Below are 18,367 nucleotides of genomic sequence, written 5' to 3'. Positions count from 1 at the left end.
TCGCGGTGCTCATCAGGCCGTGCCGGTCGATCCGAAGCCGCCGGAGCCCCGCGCCGTACCTCCGGCCAATGTCCGCTCCTCGACTGTCGCCTGCGTCACCGGGGCGAAGACGATCTGGGCGATCCGCATGCCGCGCGTTACCGCGAAATCCTCGTCGCCAAGGTTGATCAGCAGCACCTTCACCTCGCCGCGATAGTCGCTGTCGATAGTGCCCGGCGTGTTGAGGCAGGTGAGCCCATGCTTGTAGGCAAGGCCCGAGCGCGGCCGGACCTGGCCTTCCATGCCTTCCGGAATCTCCAGGATCAGCCCGGTCGGCACCAGCGCGCGTTTTCCCGGCAGGATCAGCAGTGGCCGGTCGTCCGGCACCGCGGCGCGCAGATCCATGCCGGCGGCGCCGGGGCTTTCATAGGCGGGAAGCGGCAGGCCTTCGCCATGCGGCAGCCTGACGAAGCCGACGGCCGGACCGATGACGGAGGAAGTGTAGATTGCTGCGCGCATAAGGCTGATCCTATCGCTGCCAACGCCGATTCGGTCAACTCGGCAGCAATGCTATCAACGGCTTTCTTTCAGCGCAGTTCCACGTCAGCGCAGTTCTACCGGGACGACCGTCGTCTCCTTGATCTCCTCCATGACGAAGGAGGCCGAAACGTCCGACAGCGCCACCTTGGCGATCAGCCGCTGATACAGCCGATCGTAAGCCTTTACGTCCGCGACGCGGGCACGCAGCACATAATCGAGATCGCCGGACATGCGGTAGACGCCGGTGATCTCGGGAAAACCGGTCACTGCCGACCGGAATTTTTGCAGCCAGTCCGGATCGTGATTGGAGGTCCGGACCAGGATGAACACCGAGAGGCCGAGACCGAGCTTGTCCGCATCGACCAGCGCCACCCGGCCGGTGATGACGCCGTCTTCTTCCAGGCGCTTGACCCGACGCCAGCAGGCGTTGCGCGACAGCGACACCCTTTCCGACAGTTGGTCGACCGACAGCGTGCCGTCGCGCTGCAGTTCGCCCAGCAGTCTTCGATCGATTTCATCGATTTCCAGCGCCATGTGGGACGTTTGTCCCAATAATCGGCTAAAGACAAGGATATTTTGGGACCAATGAAGCGGTGAGGCGTGTCAAGATGTTCAAATTCGGGACTTCACGCGCTGAAAGGGGACCAGCATGACCGCACGGCTCGCAAGACTTTTCACCTCTCATCCGGCTTCGGTGGGCGAAACCTATTTCGGCCATATGGCTTTCGCCGCGTGGTTCTCGTCGCGACTGTTCATGGCGGCATTCGCCGCGCTCATTCACGCTTTCCTGCCGTTTCTGTGCGATTCCACGGCAAGCCGTATAGTTCGCGAACTTTACGAGCGGACGCACAACAGGGGGTCGCGGTGAAGCTGGCGCTGGTCGGCTAAGCTCTGCGCAATCCCGATCAAGCGATGCCGGCCACCGAATGCTGAACTTGGCTTGAAGCCGCGCCGCAATCTGCCATTTGGTGAGACGAGCGCTGCCAGCTAGCCGGGAGCATTGGTCATGGACCTCGTCTTTTCCTCTACCACAGAACTGGCTGCCGCCATTCGCGACCGCAAGATTTCCGCTGTGGAAGCGCTGGACGCGTATCTGGCCCAGATCGACAGACACAACGAGGCGGTCAATGCGGTCGTCACGCTCGGCAGGGAAACGGCTCGCGCTCGCGCTGAGAAGGCCGACGAGGCGCAGGCGCGGGGTGATGTTCTCGGGCCGTTGCACGGCGTACCGTTCACGCTGAAGGACACGCATGAAACATCGGGGATGAAGACCACGGTCGGCTTTCCGCCCTTTGCCGACTATGTGGCGAGAGAAGACAGTCCGGTCGTTCTCAGGTTGAAGGCGGCCGGCGGCGTGCTGACGGCCAAGACAAATGTCGCAACGATGCTGGGCGACTGGCAGTCGGACAATCCGCTCTTCGGCCGCACCAATAATCCCTGGGACCTCTCGCGTACATCAGGCGGTTCCAGCGGTGGCGCTGCCGCAGCGCTCTGCGCCGGAATGACGCCGTTCGAGGTCGGCACTGACATGCAGGATTCGATCCGGCTGCCGGCCGCCTTCTGCGGCGTCTACGGCCTCAAGGCGACAGAGCATCGCGTCTCCTTGGCCGGCGCCTTTCCCGATCCCGGTGGCGTACCGCGCGGCGTGCGGCTGATGTCCTGCATCGGTCCGCTGGCCCGCAACGTCGAAGATCTGGCGCTGATCCTGGGGATCATTGCAGGGCCGGACGGCCGTGACGCCGACCTTGCGCCGGTGCCTGTCGAGGGTATGCCGGAGCTTGACCTCAAGACCCTACGCATCGTTTTCGCGCCGGCCTTTCCGGGTTTTCCGGTGGCCGGCGAAATCAGGGCCGCTGTCGAGAACCTGGCAAGGGAGCTTCAGTCTGGAGGCGCGGTCGTCGAGGAAGCAAGACTGCCGACGCTCGACCTGCATGACGATCTGACGCAAGGCGGTGCGCTGATCGGCATGATGCTGGAGGCAACGCAGCCTGAACCGCCAGAAGAACCGACGCCGGTCTCGCGTTGGTTCGAGGCGCTCGGCCGCCGCGATCGGTCAATCCTTGCCTGGGAACGGTTTTTCCAAGAATGGGATGCGTTGCTGTGCCCCGTTGCTATGACCACGGCCTTTCCGCATTGCGAGCCGGGAACACCGATCAAGGTCGATGACAAGGAGCAGAGCTACTGGATGCTGCCGGCCTATGGCGCGGTGTTCAACTACAGCGGCCACCCCGCACTTTCGCTGCCGTACACGCAGGGTCGTGACGGCCTGCCCATTGGTCTGCAGCTGGTCGGCAGACGCTGGTCCGAATCCCGGCTGCTCGGCATCGCCAGGGCAATAGCGCCGCTGAGCGGCGGTTTTCGCCGTCCGCCCGGCTATTGAGCAAAACGCGTCGGCCCATAAAGCTCAAGCAGCGGATCGCGCGCGCCGTCGAGGATTTCCCGGGCGGCGAACAGGCCGACGGCAGGCGCCAGCGTGATACCGGAATGCATAACCGCGACGTAGAGTCCGCTGATGTCTTTAGCACGTCCGATGATCGGAAAGCCGTCGATCGGCGTCGGCCGGTAGCCGACCGTATGAAAATCCAGTTCCAGCCCGTCGGCGCCGCGCAGCATGCTCTTCATCGCCGCAAACAACTCGCGGGCGGTGGCTGCGGCATCCATGCCCGGATCGGCGCCGCCGAAATCCGAGCCGGCGATGATACGGCCCCCGGCAGTCTGGCGCATGTGCAGCCGGTCTCCGATCACCAGGCCGTTGAGCAGCTTTTCGTAGGGGCGTGAGTGGACGATCAGGCCGGGCGGCGTCTCGATCGGCAGTTTTATCCCAGCCGTCGCCGCGATTGCCGGAGAGCCGCCGCCAGCCGCAATCACCACCTCGTCGGCGGCAATCGGTCCGGTGGATGTATCGACGCCGGTAATCCTGCCATTGGTCTGTATCAGCGCGCTGACGGTCGTGCCGGTCATCACCCGCGCGCCGCGCAGTTCGGCGTCGGCCAGTAATGCCTGCGTGGCGGCGACCGGTTCGGCGACGCCTTCCCCGGGCACATGCAGGGCGAAATCGGGAAGCTCGGCAAGATTGGGCTCGATGCTCGCGGCTCTCGCACGGTCGACGCGCTCGATGCCGTAACCCCAGCCGGAGTGCTCGGCGGCATAGGCTTCCAACTCGGCCGGTGGCAGGTCCCAGCACAGGCCGCCGCACCAGGCGAGCGGAATGCCGGGAAGGTCCTGCGCCAGCCGCGTCCATTCGGCCATCGAACGGTTGCGCAGCCGGAAATACGGCTCTGGATTGCCCCAGCTAGCATTGATCCAGGCAAAGGAATTCGGCGTGGCGACGCCGCCGGCGCCGCTGTCGGCAATGACCGACACCTTCGCGCCGGCCTTCGCCAGATGCCAGGCGATGGACGCGCCGATGATGCCGGCCCCGACGACGATGACTTGCTTGGCTGCGCTCATGGATTGTCCTTTATCGAATCGGGTCTTCTGATGTCGTTGCGGCGATCCTATCTCAAGACCGGATGAGGGTGTCCGCCCAAAACTGTTCGACAGGCTACAAAAGCGCTGCTAAAAGCCCGCGCACCACACGGGATTCCATAAATTGGCTGAAGACATCACGAACGCGGTGGCGCGCCGCCGCACTTTCGCGATCATCGCGCATCCGGACGCCGGCAAGACGACGCTGACCGAAAAGCTGCTTTTGTTCGGCGGCGCCATCCAGCTTGCCGGCGAGGTCAAGGCCAAGAAGGATCGCATCCAGACCAGGTCGGACTGGATGAAGATCGAGCGCGAGCGCGGCATCTCCGTCGTCACCTCGGTGATGACCTTCGAATATGAGGACAATGTCTTCAACCTGCTCGACACGCCCGGCCACGAGGATTTCGCCGACGACACCTATCGCACGCTGTCGGCGGTCGATGCGGCGGTCATGGTCATCGACGCCGCGAAGGGCATCGAGCCGCGCACGCTAAAACTGTTCGAGGTCTGCCGGCTGCGCGACATCCCGATCATCACCTTCGTCAACAAGATGGACCGCGAAAGCCGCGACCCGTTCGAGATCCTCGACGAGATCGAGCAGAAGCTGGCACTCGATACCGCGCCGATCACCTGGCCGATCGGTCGCGGCAAGACCTTTTCCGGCACCTACCATCTGGCGCTGAACGCGGTGCGCAAGGGCGACGCGGAGAAGGAACGCACGCCGGTCAATGGTCCCGATTCCAACCGCGTCGCCGGCCTGTTGCCGGAGAACGAGCGCGAAGCCTTCATCGAGGAGCTGGAGCTGGCGCGCGAAGCCTGCCGTCCGCTTGACATCGATTCCTTCCGCGAGGGTCATCTGACGCCGGTCTATTTCGGTTCGGCGTTGCGCAATTACGGCGTGCGCGACCTGATCGAAGCGCTTGGCGCCTACGGGCCGCCGCCGCGCGCGCAGAAAGCCGACACCCGTAAGGTCGAGGCAACCGAGGACAAGATGACCTCCTTCGTCTTCAAGATCCAGGCCAACATGGACCCCAACCACCGCGATCGCATCGCCTTCGTCCGTGTCTGCTCGGGCAAGCTCGAGCGCGGCATGAAGGCCAAGCTGGTGCGCACGGGAAAACCGATGAGCCTGTCGGCGCCGCAGTTCTTCTTCGCCCGCACCCGCGTCACCGCCGACGAGGCTTTTGCCGGCGATGTCGTCGGCATCCCCAACCACGGCACGTTGCGCATCGGCGATACGCTAACCGAGGGCGAGGAGATACTGTTCCGTGGCGTGCCGAACTTCGCGCCGGAAATCCTGCGCCGCGTCCGCCTCGGCGACGCGATGAAGGCCAAGAAGCTGAAGGAAGCGCTGCACCAGATGGCCGAGGAAGGCGTCGTGCAACTGTTCTCGCCGGAGGACGGTTCGCCGGCTATCGTCGGCGTCGTCGGCGCGCTGCAGCTCGATGTGCTGAAGGAACGGCTGAACTTCGAATACACGCTGCCCGTCGATTTCGAGATGTCGCGCTTTTCCGTCTGTCGCTGGATATCGGCCGACGACAAGGTCGAGGTACATCGCTTCATTGAGGCGCATCGCGGCGACATTGCCCGCGATCTCGACAACGACCCGGTGTTCCTGGCCCAGCACGCCTTCTCCCTCAACTACGAGGCCGAACGCTGGAAGGCGATCCGCTTCGCCGCGGTCAAGGATTACCAGGTCCGCGACAAGGCGGCCTAAACGGCGTCACTTCCCTTCTCCCGCAACAAGGGGGAGAAGGGAAGATCGCTCAGCCCCTGGCTGCCTCTTCGATCTTGGCGATGTCGATCTTGGTCATCTGCATCATCGCCTGCATGACACGGCCGGCCTTTTCCGTGTCGGGGTCCTGCAGCAGCCTCGGCAATTGCTCCGGCACGACCTGCCAGGAGACGCCGAATTTGTCCTTCAGCCAGCTGCACTGGCTGGGCTCGCCACCGCCCTCGATGAGCCTGTCCCAGAAATAGTCGACCTCCTCCTGCGTCTTGCAGTCGATGGAGAGCGAGACTGCCTCGCTGAACTTGAATTGCGGCCCGCCGTTGAGCGCCTGGAACTGAACGCCGTCGAGCTCGAAATTCGTCACCAGAACCTTGCCCTCATTATCGCCGCTGCCCTTGGGCCAGCGCATCACGCTCAGCACCTTCGAATTCTTGAAGATGGACATGTAGTGGTTCATGGCCTCCTCGGCCTGGTCGTCGAACCACAGGCAGGGGGTGATCTTTTGCATTTGCTTGCTCCTCGGCTGTTGCAGTTGGCTATCGCAGTGAAACGGCCTGGCTTGGCCCCGCCGTTTGCCCAAGGACGCCCGCACGGCGCGCAATCCGACAGTGCCATCGATTTTTTTGAGGATCTGGGAATTTTCTTGGGAAAATCTGGCGCACTGCAAAATTGTGGCCAGACCGTGCTTCGGCGTCTATAACGCCTGCGGTCCGAATTCAGCGCCGCCGCGCTTCCATCGAGCGCAGCTAGCCAGCCAAGGAAAATTCATGCCGGCCTATCGCTCCCGCACCACCACCCATGGCCGCAACATGGCCGGCGCCCGTGGCCTTTGGCGTGCGACCGGCATGAAGGATTCCGATTTCGGCAAGCCGATCATCGCCGTTGTCAATTCTTTCACCCAGTTCGTGCCCGGTCACGTCCATCTCAAGGATCTCGGCCAGCTGGTCGCGCGCGAGATCGAGAAGGCCGGCGGCGTTGCGAAAGAGTTCAACACAATCGCCGTCGATGACGGCATCGCCATGGGTCACGACGGCATGCTCTATTCGCTGCCGTCGCGCGAGCTGATCGCCGACTCGGTCGAATACATGGTCAACGCTCACTGCGCCGACGCCATGGTCTGCATTTCCAATTGCGACAAGATCACGCCGGGCATGCTGATGGCGTCGCTGCGCCTCAACATCCCGACCGTCTTCGTCTCCGGCGGACCGATGGAAGCCGGCAAGGTGGTGCTCGCCGGCAAGACGCAGGCGCTGGATCTGGTCGATGCCATGGTTGCGGCCGCCGACGACAAGATCTCCGACGAGGACGTGAAGACCATCGAGCGCTCGGCCTGCCCGACCTGCGGCTCCTGCTCTGGCATGTTCACCGCCAACTCGATGAATTGCCTGACCGAGGCGCTGGGCCTTTCCTTGCCCGGCAACGGTTCGACGCTGGCCACGCATGCCGACCGCAAGCGCCTGTTCGTCGAGGCCGGCCATCTGATCGTCGATCTCGCCCAGCGCTATTACGAGCAGGATGACGACAGCGCATTGCCGCGCAGCATCGCCTCGAAAGGCGCTTTCGAAAACGCCATGACACTCGACATCGCCATGGGCGGCTCGACCAACACGGTGCTGCACATTCTCGCCGCCGCGCATGAGGGCGAGGTCGACTTCACCATGGAGGACATTGACCGGCTGTCGCGGCGGGTTCCGGTGCTGTGCAAGGTGGCGCCGGCCAAGTCCGACGTCCATATGGAGGATGTCCATCGCGCCGGCGGCATCATGGCGATCCTTGGCCAGCTCGACAGCGCCGGGCTGCTCAACCGCGACCTGCCGACGGTGCACACGGCAAGTCTCGGCGAAGCGCTCGACCACTGGGATATTTCGCGCACCTCCAGCCAGAATGTCCGCGATTTCTTCCTCGCGGCACCGGGCGGCGTGCCGACGCAGGTCGCGTTCAGCCAGGACCGTCGCTGGGACGAGCTCGATCTTGATCGTGAGAAAGGCGTCATACGCTCGGCCGAACACCCCTTTTCGAGGGACGGCGGTCTTGCCGTGCTGAAAGGCAACCTTGCGCTGGACGGCTGCATCGTGAAGACCGCCGGCGTCGATGAATCGATCCTGAAATTCACCGGCCCGGCGAGGGTGTTCGAAAGCCAGGACGCCAGCGTCAAGGCGATCCTGTCCAACGAGATCAAGGCCGGCGATGTCGTCGTCATCCGCTACGAAGGGCCGCGCGGCGGCCCCGGCATGCAGGAAATGCTCTACCCGACCAGCTATCTCAAGTCGAAGGGCCTCGGCAAAGTCTGCGCGCTGGTCACCGACGGCCGGTTTTCCGGCGGCACCTCCGGCCTGTCGATCGGCCATGCGTCCCCGGAGGCGGCGGAAGGCGGGCTGATCGGGCTGGTGCAGGAGGGCGATACGATCGAGATCGATATCCCGAACCGCACGATCCATCTTGCTGTCAGCGAGGCTGAATTGGCCGCCCGCCGCGCCGCGATGGAGGCGAAGGGAGCTGCCGCCTGGAAGCCCGAGGAAAAGCGCAAGCGCAAGGTGACGACGGCCCTGCGCGCCTATGCCGCGATGGCGACCAGCGCTGCAAAGGGAGCTGTGAGGTATGTGCCGGAGTAGGTTCGCTCCCCCTTCTTCCACAAGAAGGGGGAGAGTCGCACCTGTCCCGCCCTACGGCAGCACGCCGCGCTGAAAGAAATGGCTGTTGCCTTGCGCCACGGTGGCTTTGTGATTCTGCAAGGGGATGACGACAGATGGATTTCGACCTTATCGTGCGCGGCGGCACGCTGCCCGACGGCACGATCGCCGATATCGGCATCATCGGCGAGACGATCGCCGCCATCGAACCCGAGCTGAACGTCGCGGCGGGCACGGCGATCGACGCTCGTGGCAATCTGGTCTCGCCGCCTTTCGTCGATCCGCATTTCCATATGGACGCCACGCTTTCCCTTGGCATCCCGCGCGTCAACGCGTCGGGCACCCTGCTGGAAGGCATTTCGCTGTGGGGCGAGCTAAAGCCGTTGTTGACCCACGAAGCGGTGCGCGAGCGCGCGCTCGCCTATTGCGACTGGGCGGTGTCGATGGGCCTGCTCGCCATCCGCACTCATGTCGATGTTTGCGATGTCAGGCTGCTGGCGGTCGAAGCCCTGCTCGATGTCAAGAAGACGGTCGCGCCCTATATCGACCTGCAACTGGTCGCCTTCCCGCAGGACGGATTTTATCGCTCGCCGACGGCGCGCGACAACACCATCCGCGCCCTCGACATGGGCGTCGACGTCGTCGGCGGCATTCCGCATTTCGAGCGCACCATGGCCGACGGCACGCGCTCGGTGACGGAACTGTGCGAAATCGCGGCAAAGCGCGGCCTCATGGTCGACCTGCATTGCGACGAGACCGATGATCCGCTGTCGCGCCATATCGAACAACTAGCCTATGAGACGCAACGCCTCGGCCTGCAGGGCAGGGTCGCCGGCTCGCATCTCACTTCGATGCACTCGATGGAAAATTACTACGTCTCGAAGCTGTTGCCGCTGATATCAGAGGCAGGCGTCTCGGCGATCCCCAATCCGCTGATCAACATCATGCTGCAGGGCCGCCACGACACATTTCCCAAACGCCGCGGCCTGACCCGGGTCAAGGAGATGCTTGCCCACGGCATCCGTGTCGGCTGGGGCCAGGATTGCGTGCTCGACCCCTGGTATTCGCTGGGCACCGCCGACATGCTGGACGTCGCCTTCATGGGCCTTCACGTCGCCCAGATGTCGAGCCCGGCCGATATGGCGCGCTGCTTCGACATGGTCACCAATGTCAACGCCGCCATCATGGGCCTCGACCATCTTGGCCTCAGCGTGGGCAAGCGCGCCAGCCTCGTCGTCCTCGATGCTGGCGATCCGGTCGAGGCCTTGCGTCTGCGCCCCGAGCGCCTCTGCGTCATCGCCAGGGGCAAGGTGGTGGCCGAGCGGGCCAGGCAGGAAACGCGGCTTTCGATCGCGGGACGACCGACGACGGTGAACCGCAGGCATCGCCCGCCCATTTCGTGACCATTGATGGCAGGCCCAATAGGACGTTGTAGCTGCATCAAGCCTGGGCGCTTCGATCGGATTGATCGGCCCTGATCGTAAGTCTACAATCGAACTCCACTTTTATATTGAGGAGGACACCATGTGGCACAAAACGGCGATGGTGGTCGCCTTGGCGGCGATCTGTGCAGGCTGCATGACGGCAGAAGACCGTCGTGCCGCGGACGAGGCAAAATGCCGGTCCTACGGCTTCGCCAGAAAGAACGATGCTTTCGCCGAATGCCTGCAGCGCATCGATCTCGCGCGCCGCGCGGAACTGAGAAGTGCGTCGGCTTTCGATCCTTGGGATCGGCCGGTGATCTATCGTCCGGTCATCATTAGGCCACGGCCGAAGTAAGCCGTTCAAGCGGCGATCTAGAGCATCGGACCCAAAAGTGCGTACCGATTTTGGGTCCGATGCTTAAACAATAAAGACTGAGCGGCGGTACGATTCGATTTGAAAACCGCCGCTCCAGTATAGGCCCAGCCGATTTCCGGCTCTGGTCTGGCCGGGTTCCCGATTTCCGCTCGTAAAAGCGGCTGCTTGCGTTTACGACGCTGCTCACCGAGCTTTCATGCGGGAGGAAGCGACATCGGCATGGCACAGCCACCAGCCCAGAATTCGACGACCAGGAACGTGCTTTTGGCTGGCATCCTGCTTATGCTGGCCGGCGATTTCCTGTTTGCGTTGAACGATGCGATGGGCAAATGGCTGGTCGCCAGCTTTTCCGTCGGCCAGGTCGTGCTGGTCCGTTCGATCGGCGCCTTTTTCGTGCTCGGTCCGATGATCGCGCGTCAAGGTCCGGCCAAGCTGTTCCGCATCGAACGACCTGAGTTGCAGCTCTTGCGCGTCGTCATGACGACGCTCGACACGGCGCTGTTTTATGCCGCCGTCGTCTACCTGCCGCTCGCCGACGTCATGAGTTTCTACATGGCGGGGCCGATCTATGTGGCGGCATTGTCCCACCTGCTGCTTGGTGAAAAGGTCGGCTGGCGCCGCTGGATGGCGATCCTGGTCGGCTTCTGCGGTGTGCTGATCATGCTCAAACCGTCCTCGGCCGCATTTTCGCTGTCGTCGACCTTCGCGCTGGTCGGTAGCGTTACCTTTGCCTTCGCCATCATCCTCAACCGGCGGCTGCGTGGCACCAGCGACACCTCGCTCGTTACCTGGCAAACCATCGGCACGCTCGTGGTCGGCGCGGTGCTGACCATCGGCAACTGGCGAACGCCTTCTGCGCTCGATTTCGGCGCCATGCTGCTTCTCGGTATCGTCTCCTGCGGCGCCCATCTGATGATCACCAGGGCGCTGAAGCTGGCGCCCGCCTCGACGCTGGCGCCGCTGCATTACAGTCTGCTGCTGTGGGCCGTCATTTTCGGGCTAGCCTTCTTCGGCGACATGCCCGGTCCGCGCATCCTGATCGGTTCGGGCATCATCGTGCTGGCCGGGCTGTTCATCTTCCATCGCCAGAAGGTGGTCGACACAGTGCCGCCCGAAAACGTGCCGAAAGGCGTCAACTAGGCTCCAGGTTCTGGTGCGTAGATCTCGCGCACTGCCGCCGATCTAGAAAGTTCTAAGCCTTCACCTTTTCTCCCGCCGGGTCGTAAAGCGGCTGGAGATGGATCTTTGCCGGCGTCCGTTCCATCGCCACCACCAGTTCGTAGTCGCCGGAGGCGAGAAAATCGTCGCTGACTCCGTCGGCGTTGCGGACGTAACCATAGCCGATGTTCTTGCCGACCGTGTAGCCGTAGCCGCCGCTGGTCAGGTAGCCGACCGGCTCGTTGTTGCGCAGGATCGTCTCGCGCCCGAGCAGCACGACCTCCCGATCGTCGACCGTGAAGCCGGCGAAGCGTTTTTTCAGTACTGCGCCATCGATCTTTTCCAGCGCCCGCCTGCCGACAAAATCCGTGTTTCTTCGGAGCTTCACCGCCCAGCCGAGGCCGGCCTCCTGCGGGGTGTCGTTGGGTGTGATGTCGGAGCCCCAGGCGCGGTAGCCTTTTTCCAGCCGCAACGATTCCAGCGCGCGGTAGCCGACCGGGCGGATGCCGTATTCCCTGCCCGCCGCCATCAGCGTGTCGAAAATCTCGCCCGTGGCCGCGATCGGCACATGCAACTCCCAGCCGAGCTCGCCGACATAGGTGACGCGCAGCGCCCGGATTGTCTGGCCGGCGATGGAGATCTCCCGCACATGGCCGAACGGGAAAGCGGTGTTCGACACATCCGCATCGGTCAGCGCAGCCAGCACGTCGCGGGCGCGCGGCCCCATCAGCGACAGCGTGCCGAAACGCTCGGTGACGTCGGTGAGCGTCACATCGAGTTCCCTGCCGACATGGTCGCCGATCCACGAGAAATCATGTGTCCTGAATCCGGTGCCGGTGACGACGTAGAATCGTTCTTCGCCGAGCCGCGCCACGGTGAGGTCGGCCTCGATGCCGCCGCGGGTGTTGAGAAGCTGCGTGTAGGTCAGCCGGCCGATCGGCTTGTTGATATCGTTGGCGCAGATCCAGTCGAGCGCCTTCAACGCATCCGCACCGGTGATTTCATATTTGGCAAAGGACGACTGGTCGAAGATGCCGACGTTTTCGCGCACATGCCGGTGTTCGTCGCTGACTGGCGAAAACCAGTTCTGCCGGCCCATCGAATAGATGTCCTTCGGCTCGACACCTTCGGGTGCGAACCAGTTCGGCCGCTCCCAGCCGAGTTTCGAGCCGAACGCAGCGCGGTGCTTTTGCAGCCGCTCATAGAGCGGCGAGACGATCCGCGGCCGGCCGGAAAGATATTCCTCGTGCGGGAAGCCGATCGTGTAGTGCTTGCCATAGGCTTCCAGCGTGCGGTCGCAGACCCATTGCCGGTCGCGGTGCAGGTCGGAAAAACGCCTGATGTCGACCACCCACAGGTCAAGCGGCGCCTCGCCGTCGACCACCCATTGTGCCAGCACCCAGCCGGCGCCGCCGCCCGATGCGATGCCGAAGGCATTGAAGCCGGCGCCGACGAACATGTTGGGGCATTCGGGCGCTAGGCCGAGAATGAAATTGCCGTCCGGCGTGAAACTCTCCGGCCCGTTGATCATCTGTTTGACGCCGACGGATTCGAGTGCCGGAACACGCGCGATCGCCTGGTTCATATGCTGCTCGAAATGATCGTAATCGTCGTCGAACAGCCGGAATTCCCAGTCGTCAGGCACGTCGCCGCCCGGCAGGCCTGTCGTCCAGGGTTGCGGGTTCGGCTCATAGCCGCCCATCACCAGCCCGCCGACTTCCTCTTTGAAATAGGTGCGGCGATCGGGGTCGCGGATCGTTGGCGCATCGGTTGCTAATCCGTCGATCTTTTCGGTGATGATGTACTGGTGCTTCACCGGCTGCAGCGGCACGTTGATGCCGGCAAGGGAGCCCACCTGCCGCGCCCATTGCCCGGCACAGTTCACCACCTTGTCGCAGGCGATATCGCCGCTGTTGGTCTTTACCGCGGTGATGCGGCCATCCCTCATGTCGAAGCCGGTGACGCGGACATCCTCGAACAGCCTGGCACCGTGCATGCGCGCGCCTTTGGCAAGCGACTGGGTGATGTCGGAGGGGCTTGCCTGGCCGTCGGTAGGCAGCCAGCTGGCGCCGACGAGATCGCCGGTTTCCAGCAGCGGCCACATTGTCTTGACCTCGGCCGGCGACAGCAACTGCATATCCATGCCGAAGCTTTTCGCCGTCGTCGCCAGCCTTTTATACTCGATCCAGCGGTCGGCATTGGTGGCGAGCCTGAGGCACCCGGTCATCTTCCAGCCAGTGGCCAGCCCGGTTTCGGCTTCCAGTCCTTTGTACAGATCGACCGAATATTTGAGCACGCGGGTGATGGAAGCCGACGACCGTAACTGTCCGACCAGCCCCGCCGCATGCCAAGTGGAGCCTGAAGTCAGCTTGCCCTGTTCCAAAAGCACGACATCGGCCTTGTGGTCACGCGCCAGATGATAGGCCGTCGAACAACCGATGATGCCGCCGCCGATGACGACGATCTCGGCATGGGCGGGCAATGTCATGACTTTTGTCCGTATTTTGTTCTGTAGTTTTCCAGCGCGGCTTCCAGCCGCGTCAGGTTTTCGTCGGTGTAGGCGACGTAGTCGATGCCCGGCGCGTCGAGATAAAGTTCAGAAACCATGCTCCACATCGCTTCGCGCAGCAGCGATGCGCATTGCATGGCCGCATGCGAGCGGCGGATCGCCTCGTCCGGCTCCTTCATGAAATAGGCGGTCAGGAAGGCAAAGGACTCCTCGTCGCTCATGCCGGCGTTCGAGGCGACGCCGGCAAGGTCGAACATCGCCGTATTGAAGCCGGCATATTCGAAGTCGATAAGCCATAGCCTATGGCCGTCATCGAGAATATTAGCCGGCAAAAGATCATTATGGCCAAAGACGATCGGCAACAGCTTCTGCGCTCGTTCGAGCTCGTCGGCAAGCGTCAAGAGCCGCGGTAACTCGCTTCGCATGCGGCTGCCGCCTTCCTCCAGCGTGCGCGCATAGTCGCGGATGACATGGAACACCCAGAACATGAAGCCGGCGCCGGAGACATGGTTGGGCATTTCCCGGTGGAAGCCGCGCATCAGGGCGGCGACGCGGCCGATATTGGCGCGTACGTCCTCCGCGACATAGGTCTTGGCGCCGATAAATTCCGTCACCAGGATGCCGGGCTCGGAATAAAGAACCGTCGGCGCGAAGCCGGCGGCGTGCGCCGCACGGGTGGTCATCACCTCGCGCTCGCGAAAGACGTGGTGGAACGGAAAGTCCTGGCCGAAGCGCACGACATGCCGTCCGGCCGCGTCTTTGACCAGATAGTTGGCGTTGCTCAGGCCGCCGGGCAACGGCGCGATCTCGATGTTGCCGGTCCAGCAGGGCAGGGCGCGGATACGGTCCTCGACGGTCACAGGCTCGTCGCTCCTTGGGCAGGGTTCAAGGCGCCACAGGTGTCATAAAGATGGCGGCCGGCAGGAGGGAGCGATGCGAAGATCTCGTCGGTGCGGGATGCCAGGATCGGTATCCCGCACCGCACCGACGAGCCCCTTTGCCGGGTTCTTCGACGCCGGCATCCGCCCCCGCGGATTCCAAAAAGTCCTTTCCCCTGCCCCAGATGATCTTCGCAGACGTTCGGGCAGACGAAATTTGGTGCGGCTCAGCCATCGTTCTCCTGTGGTAGCTCCGAACCTGTCACCAAGCCAATGTCACGCCTTGTAACCTGGCTTGTCAACGAAAACTTGTGGCTTTTTCTGCGCTTTTGACCGGAATCGTAAGGAATTGTTGTAAACTGTGGCCGATTTGCCTTAGAACCGGTCAGCAGCGCAACAATCCGATTGGCGAAACTCGATGGTCCATTCGAAGCGGCACGGCGAAATACTCCGTCTCTTGAAAGAGGAAGGCACGGTCACCATCGCCAGCCTGGCCGACCGGCTGGGCGTCTCTCTGGAGACCGTGCGCCGCGACGTCAAGCCGCTGACCCGTGGCGGTTCGATCCTGAAGATGCACGGCGCCGTCGGCCTGCCGGCGATGGCCGGCGAGGCGCCGTTCGAGGGGCGCATGCGCGAGAATGCCGACGCCAAGCGTGCCATCGCCCGCATGGTTGCCGCGACCATTCGCGACGGCGAATCGATCATGTTCGACACCGGCACGACAACGTCTTTCCTGGCCCGCGAACTGCTCGGCCACCGCAGGCTGACGGTCGTTACCAACTCCTCCGACATCGCCCGCACGCTGGCCACCGTCAACGGCAACAAGGTCTATATGGCCGGCGGCGAATTGCGTAGCGATTCGGGCGCTGCTTTAGGCGTCTCGGCCATCGAATTCGTCAGCCGGTTTTCCGTCAGCCATGCGGTGATCTCCATCGGCGCGGTCGATGCCGTCACCGGCGTCATGGACTATGATCTGGAAGAGGCTGAATTCGCCCGCATGGTGCTGTCGCGCGGCCAGCGCTCGCTCGTCATCACCGACCACACCAAATTCGGCCGTCAGGGTCTGGTCCAGGTCTGCGGATTCGAGGGTTTTTCCGAACTCGCCACCGACCGATCGCCGCCGCGCCACATCGCCGCCGCCCTTGCCCAGGCGGGCGCACGGCTCAGCATTGCGAATGACGAGGCCGGGATCTAAAGCGCGTTGCATTTGAGCGGATTCGTGCGACGCGCCTTAGATTCTTGTCTTTATGCATGTCGTTATCGCAAAACCGCTGTGCACTTTTGCGCGACATGCATTATTCGAAAACCAGCGATTGGTGGGCGCATACGCCCGCGAAGGCGCCGCTTGATACGGCGAAGGCGATGTTGTGCATCGATCGTGCCGCGTCTCCGGCGGCATAGACGCCGGGCACAGTCGTCTGCTGTCGGTCGTCGACGACGATCACTGGGCCGAGCAAGCCTTCCGTGAAGCTACAGCCAAGCTGCTCGGCCAGTGGACTGGCCATCGTGTTGCGCGGTGCGGTGAACAGCGCCTTGATGCCGGCTTTGCGGCCGTCTTTGAGGTTGGCGATCAGCCCGCCCGAGCCATCCTTTTCCAGGTTCGCCACCCCGGTCGGCTCGAACCGCACGTTTCGCCTTTCCAACGCAAGCATTTGTTCCGCGTCAGGCTCGAACACGCCATTTGCGAACAGCGTCACGTCGCCCCAATCGGCGATCAATTGCGCCTGGTGCGCCGCCATCGGGCCGATTGCCAGTACACCAAGCGGGCCGCCAGCCACTTCGTAGCCGTGGCAATAAGGACAATGCAGCACGCTCTTTCCCCAATGCTCGGCAAGTCCGGGAACATCCGGCAGGATATCGCGCACGCCGGTGGCAAGCACCAGCCGCAATGCGCCGAATGTCTCGCCGTCTCCCGTCGTGACCTCGAAGCCGGCACTGGTGGCAGTAGCCCTCTCCGCCAATCCGGCGACGAACTTGGCTGTCGGATAAACCAGCAGCTGCCGTCTTGCTTCGTCCAGGATTGCGCCGGGCGCGCGCCCATTCTGCCCCAGGAAACCATGCGAATGCTCGGCAAAGCGATTGCGTGGCTGGCCTGTGTCGATCACCAGGACGTTGCGCCGGGCTCGTGCCGCCTGGATGGCGGCGGACAGACCGGCAAAGCTGCCGCCGACGACAATCAGATCATACTGCGTAGATGGCAGATCATACTGCATGGCTGGTCACTCCAATCATCTCGTAACGGCGGTGGAAATCGGCGGCGAGATCGGCAAGCGTGATGCGGCTGAGTTTTTCCTCCAGCAGCCTCTCGGCCTCGACGCGAAAATCATCGAGCGCCGCTATCACCGCTTGTTCGACAAGGCAGCCTGGGCTTTCCGGCTCGGTGCTGAACGGCAGCAGCGTTTCTCCGAGCGCGGCGCTGATCTCGGCCAGCGAAATTTTCTCGGGCGCGCGGGCAAGCTGCCAGCCGCCGCCATGTCCGCGCGAGGAGGTGACGATGCCGGCGTCGCGCAAGCCGGCGATGGTTCGGCGGACGACGACCGGGTTGGTGTGGATGAAGGTAGCGAGCTGCTCCGAGGTCAGCGCGTGCTCCTGCGTCTCGGCCATGTGGACGAGAATGTGCAGGGTCGAGGAAAGTCTGCTGTTTCGTTTCATGTAACTTAGTTAGTTACGAGTCCCGCGGTCGTCAAGCGCTCTTCAACCCCTTTCCAGCGCCGCCCCCGCCGTGTTTAGTCCGGCTATGGCATTCACCATCCGCCAATTGCAGTTCTTCATCGCCGTCGCCGAGCAAGGTACGGTGTCGGGCGCCGCCCAGAACCTGTCGATCTCGCAATCGTCGGTCACCGAAGCGATCAAGGAACTGGAACACGATCTCGGCGTCGAGCTGTTCGAGCGCCACCCGCGCGGCCTCAACATCACCCACAAGGGCCATCAGTTCCTGCGCCACGCGACAAAGATCCTTGCCGACGTCTCCGACGCGCGCCGCGCCTTCTTCGGCGAGCAAGCGGCGGCGGGCGGCCGGCTGCAGCTCGGTGTCACCTCGCTGGTCGCCGGCTATGTGCTGTCGGATCTCCTTGCCCGCTACCGCCGCGCCTATCCGGGCGTCGAGGTCTCGGCCATCGAGGACAATGGCGACTACCTCGAACATCTGCTGATCGGCGGCAAGCTCGACATCGCCGTCATGGTCACCTCGAACCTGCGCGACCGCACCGCGCTGCAGTCCGAAATCCTCGAAGTCTCGGCCTATCGGCTATGGCTGCCGCTCGGCCATCCGCTGGTCGGCGCCGACATCATCGGCATTGGCGACATCGCCTCGGAGCCGCTGATCATGCTGACCGTCGATGAGATCGAGGAGAATACCGGTAAATTGCTGGCGGCGATCGGCGCCAAGCCGCATGTCGCCTTCCGCACCCGCTCGGTCGAAGCGGTGCGCAGCCTCGTCGCCACCGGCGCGGGTGTGGCGTTATTGCCCGACCTCGTCTACCGGCCATGGTCGCTCGAAGGCGACCGCATCGAATCGCGCGACATTTCGGGCTCCTTGCCGGTGGTCCAGGTCGGCATGGTATGGCGGCGCGGCTCCGGTCTGCCGCAGGCCGCCCGCGACTTCATCGGGCTTGCGCAATCACAGCGCATGGTCCGCCAGCGGCCGGACAAGATTGGCCGCTGATCTATCGGA

General features: G+C 63.2%; 17 protein-coding genes. 9 read left to right on the top strand and 8 right to left on the bottom strand.

From position 1 onward, the window contains the following. Positions 1-12: 12 nt before the first annotated feature. A complete protein-coding gene (dut, locus tag NKH73_RS18400) occupies positions 13-498 on the bottom strand; it encodes a dUTP diphosphatase (protein ID WP_352934371.1) in 486 nt (161 codons plus the stop codon). A gap of 84 nt (positions 499-582) precedes the next feature. Then, the gene (locus NKH73_RS18395; protein WP_352934368.1) at positions 583-1,053 is read right to left on the bottom strand and encodes an Lrp/AsnC family transcriptional regulator; all 471 of its coding nucleotides are present in this window, start codon (positions 1,051-1,053) and stop codon (positions 583-585) included. A 115-nt stretch (positions 1,054-1,168) separates the two neighbouring features. Here NKH73_RS18395 and NKH73_RS18390 point away from each other — a divergent pair, with 115 nt between their 5' ends. Continuing rightward, positions 1,169-1,387, top strand: a complete 219-nt coding sequence (locus tag NKH73_RS18390) for a DUF6356 family protein (protein ID WP_352934365.1) — start codon at positions 1,169-1,171, stop codon at positions 1,385-1,387. 138 nt (positions 1,388-1,525) lie between these two features. Continuing rightward, positions 1,526-2,899: an amidase gene (locus NKH73_RS18385; protein ID WP_352934362.1), complete on the top strand. Its 1,374-nt coding sequence runs from the start codon at positions 1,526-1,528 to the stop codon at positions 2,897-2,899. On the opposite strand, the gene NKH73_RS18380 is transcribed toward NKH73_RS18385, so the two are convergent. Further along, positions 2,893-3,969, bottom strand: a complete 1,077-nt coding sequence (locus tag NKH73_RS18380) for an NAD(P)/FAD-dependent oxidoreductase (RefSeq protein WP_352934360.1) — start codon at positions 3,967-3,969, stop codon at positions 2,893-2,895. The genes NKH73_RS18385 and NKH73_RS18380 overlap by 7 nt on opposite strands. Before the next feature lie 142 nt (positions 3,970-4,111). Here NKH73_RS18380 and NKH73_RS18375 point away from each other — a divergent pair, with 142 nt between their 5' ends. Further along, a complete protein-coding gene (locus tag NKH73_RS18375; protein WP_352934356.1) occupies positions 4,112-5,704 on the top strand; it encodes a peptide chain release factor 3 in 1,593 nt (530 codons plus the stop codon). 49 nt (positions 5,705-5,753) lie between these two features. Here the strand turns inward: NKH73_RS18375 and NKH73_RS18370 are convergent, their stop codons facing one another. Continuing rightward, positions 5,754-6,227, bottom strand: a complete 474-nt coding sequence (locus NKH73_RS18370; protein WP_352934353.1) for a VOC family protein — start codon at positions 6,225-6,227, stop codon at positions 5,754-5,756. A gap of 259 nt (positions 6,228-6,486) precedes the next feature. On the opposite strand from NKH73_RS18370, the gene ilvD reads away from it, so the two are divergent. The 4 genes from ilvD (at position 6,487) to NKH73_RS18350 (ending at position 11,289) form a co-directional block, all read left to right on the top strand. Then, a complete protein-coding gene (gene ilvD / locus NKH73_RS18365) occupies positions 6,487-8,331 on the top strand; it encodes a dihydroxy-acid dehydratase (RefSeq protein ID WP_352934350.1) in 1,845 nt (614 codons plus the stop codon). Between the two features lie 134 nt (positions 8,332-8,465). Then, positions 8,466-9,752, top strand: coding sequence for an amidohydrolase family protein (locus NKH73_RS18360; protein WP_352934347.1), 1,287 nt, complete (start codon positions 8,466-8,468; stop codon positions 9,750-9,752). A gap of 121 nt (positions 9,753-9,873) precedes the next feature. Beyond that, a complete protein-coding gene (locus tag NKH73_RS18355; RefSeq protein ID WP_352934487.1) occupies positions 9,874-10,128 on the top strand; it encodes a hypothetical protein in 255 nt (84 codons plus the stop codon). A gap of 240 nt (positions 10,129-10,368) precedes the next feature. Further along, positions 10,369-11,289, top strand: coding sequence for a DMT family transporter (locus NKH73_RS18350; RefSeq protein ID WP_352934345.1), 921 nt, complete (start codon positions 10,369-10,371; stop codon positions 11,287-11,289). A 52-nt stretch (positions 11,290-11,341) separates the two neighbouring features. Here NKH73_RS18350 and NKH73_RS18345 read toward each other — a convergent pair whose 3' ends face one another. Together NKH73_RS18345 and NKH73_RS18340 are read right to left on the bottom strand one after the other, a co-directional pair. After that, positions 11,342-13,795 (bottom strand): GcvT family protein, encoded by a 2,454-nt coding sequence (locus NKH73_RS18345; protein WP_352934342.1) that lies wholly within the window; start codon positions 13,793-13,795, stop codon positions 11,342-11,344. After that, positions 13,792-14,676, bottom strand: coding sequence for a phosphotransferase (locus tag NKH73_RS18340; RefSeq protein ID WP_352934339.1), 885 nt, complete (start codon positions 14,674-14,676; stop codon positions 13,792-13,794). Before NKH73_RS18340 ends, NKH73_RS18345 begins: the two co-directional genes overlap by 4 nt. 436 nt (positions 14,677-15,112) lie before the next feature. Here NKH73_RS18340 and NKH73_RS18335 point away from each other — a divergent pair, with 436 nt between their 5' ends. Beyond that, positions 15,113-15,889 carry a DeoR/GlpR family DNA-binding transcription regulator gene (locus tag NKH73_RS18335; protein ID WP_352934336.1) on the top strand — a complete coding sequence of 259 codons (777 nt, stop codon included), beginning with the start codon at positions 15,113-15,115 and terminating at the stop codon, positions 15,887-15,889. A gap of 100 nt (positions 15,890-15,989) precedes the next feature. Here NKH73_RS18335 and NKH73_RS18330 read toward each other — a convergent pair whose 3' ends face one another. Next, positions 15,990-16,907, bottom strand: a complete 918-nt coding sequence (locus tag NKH73_RS18330; protein WP_352934333.1) for an NAD(P)/FAD-dependent oxidoreductase — start codon at positions 16,905-16,907, stop codon at positions 15,990-15,992. After that, complete coding sequence (locus tag NKH73_RS18325) at positions 16,897-17,346, bottom strand: RrF2 family transcriptional regulator (protein WP_352934331.1); 450 nt, start codon at positions 17,344-17,346, stop codon at positions 16,897-16,899. The genes NKH73_RS18330 and NKH73_RS18325 overlap by 11 nt, the downstream gene beginning before the upstream one ends. A gap of 85 nt (positions 17,347-17,431) precedes the next feature. On the opposite strand from NKH73_RS18325, the gene NKH73_RS18320 reads away from it, so the two are divergent. Further along, on the top strand, positions 17,432-18,358 hold the full coding sequence (locus NKH73_RS18320; RefSeq protein ID WP_352934328.1) for a LysR family transcriptional regulator: 927 nt from the start codon (positions 17,432-17,434) through the stop codon (positions 18,356-18,358). Positions 18,359-18,367: the final 9 nt, after the last annotated feature.

This window comes from Mesorhizobium sp. M0938, from assembly GCF_040319125.1.
Classification (GTDB): Bacteria; Pseudomonadota; Alphaproteobacteria; order Rhizobiales; family Rhizobiaceae; genus Mesorhizobium; species Mesorhizobium robiniae.
The sequence above is the reverse complement of the archived record's forward strand: the minus strand, read 5'-3'. Positions and strand labels throughout refer to the sequence as shown.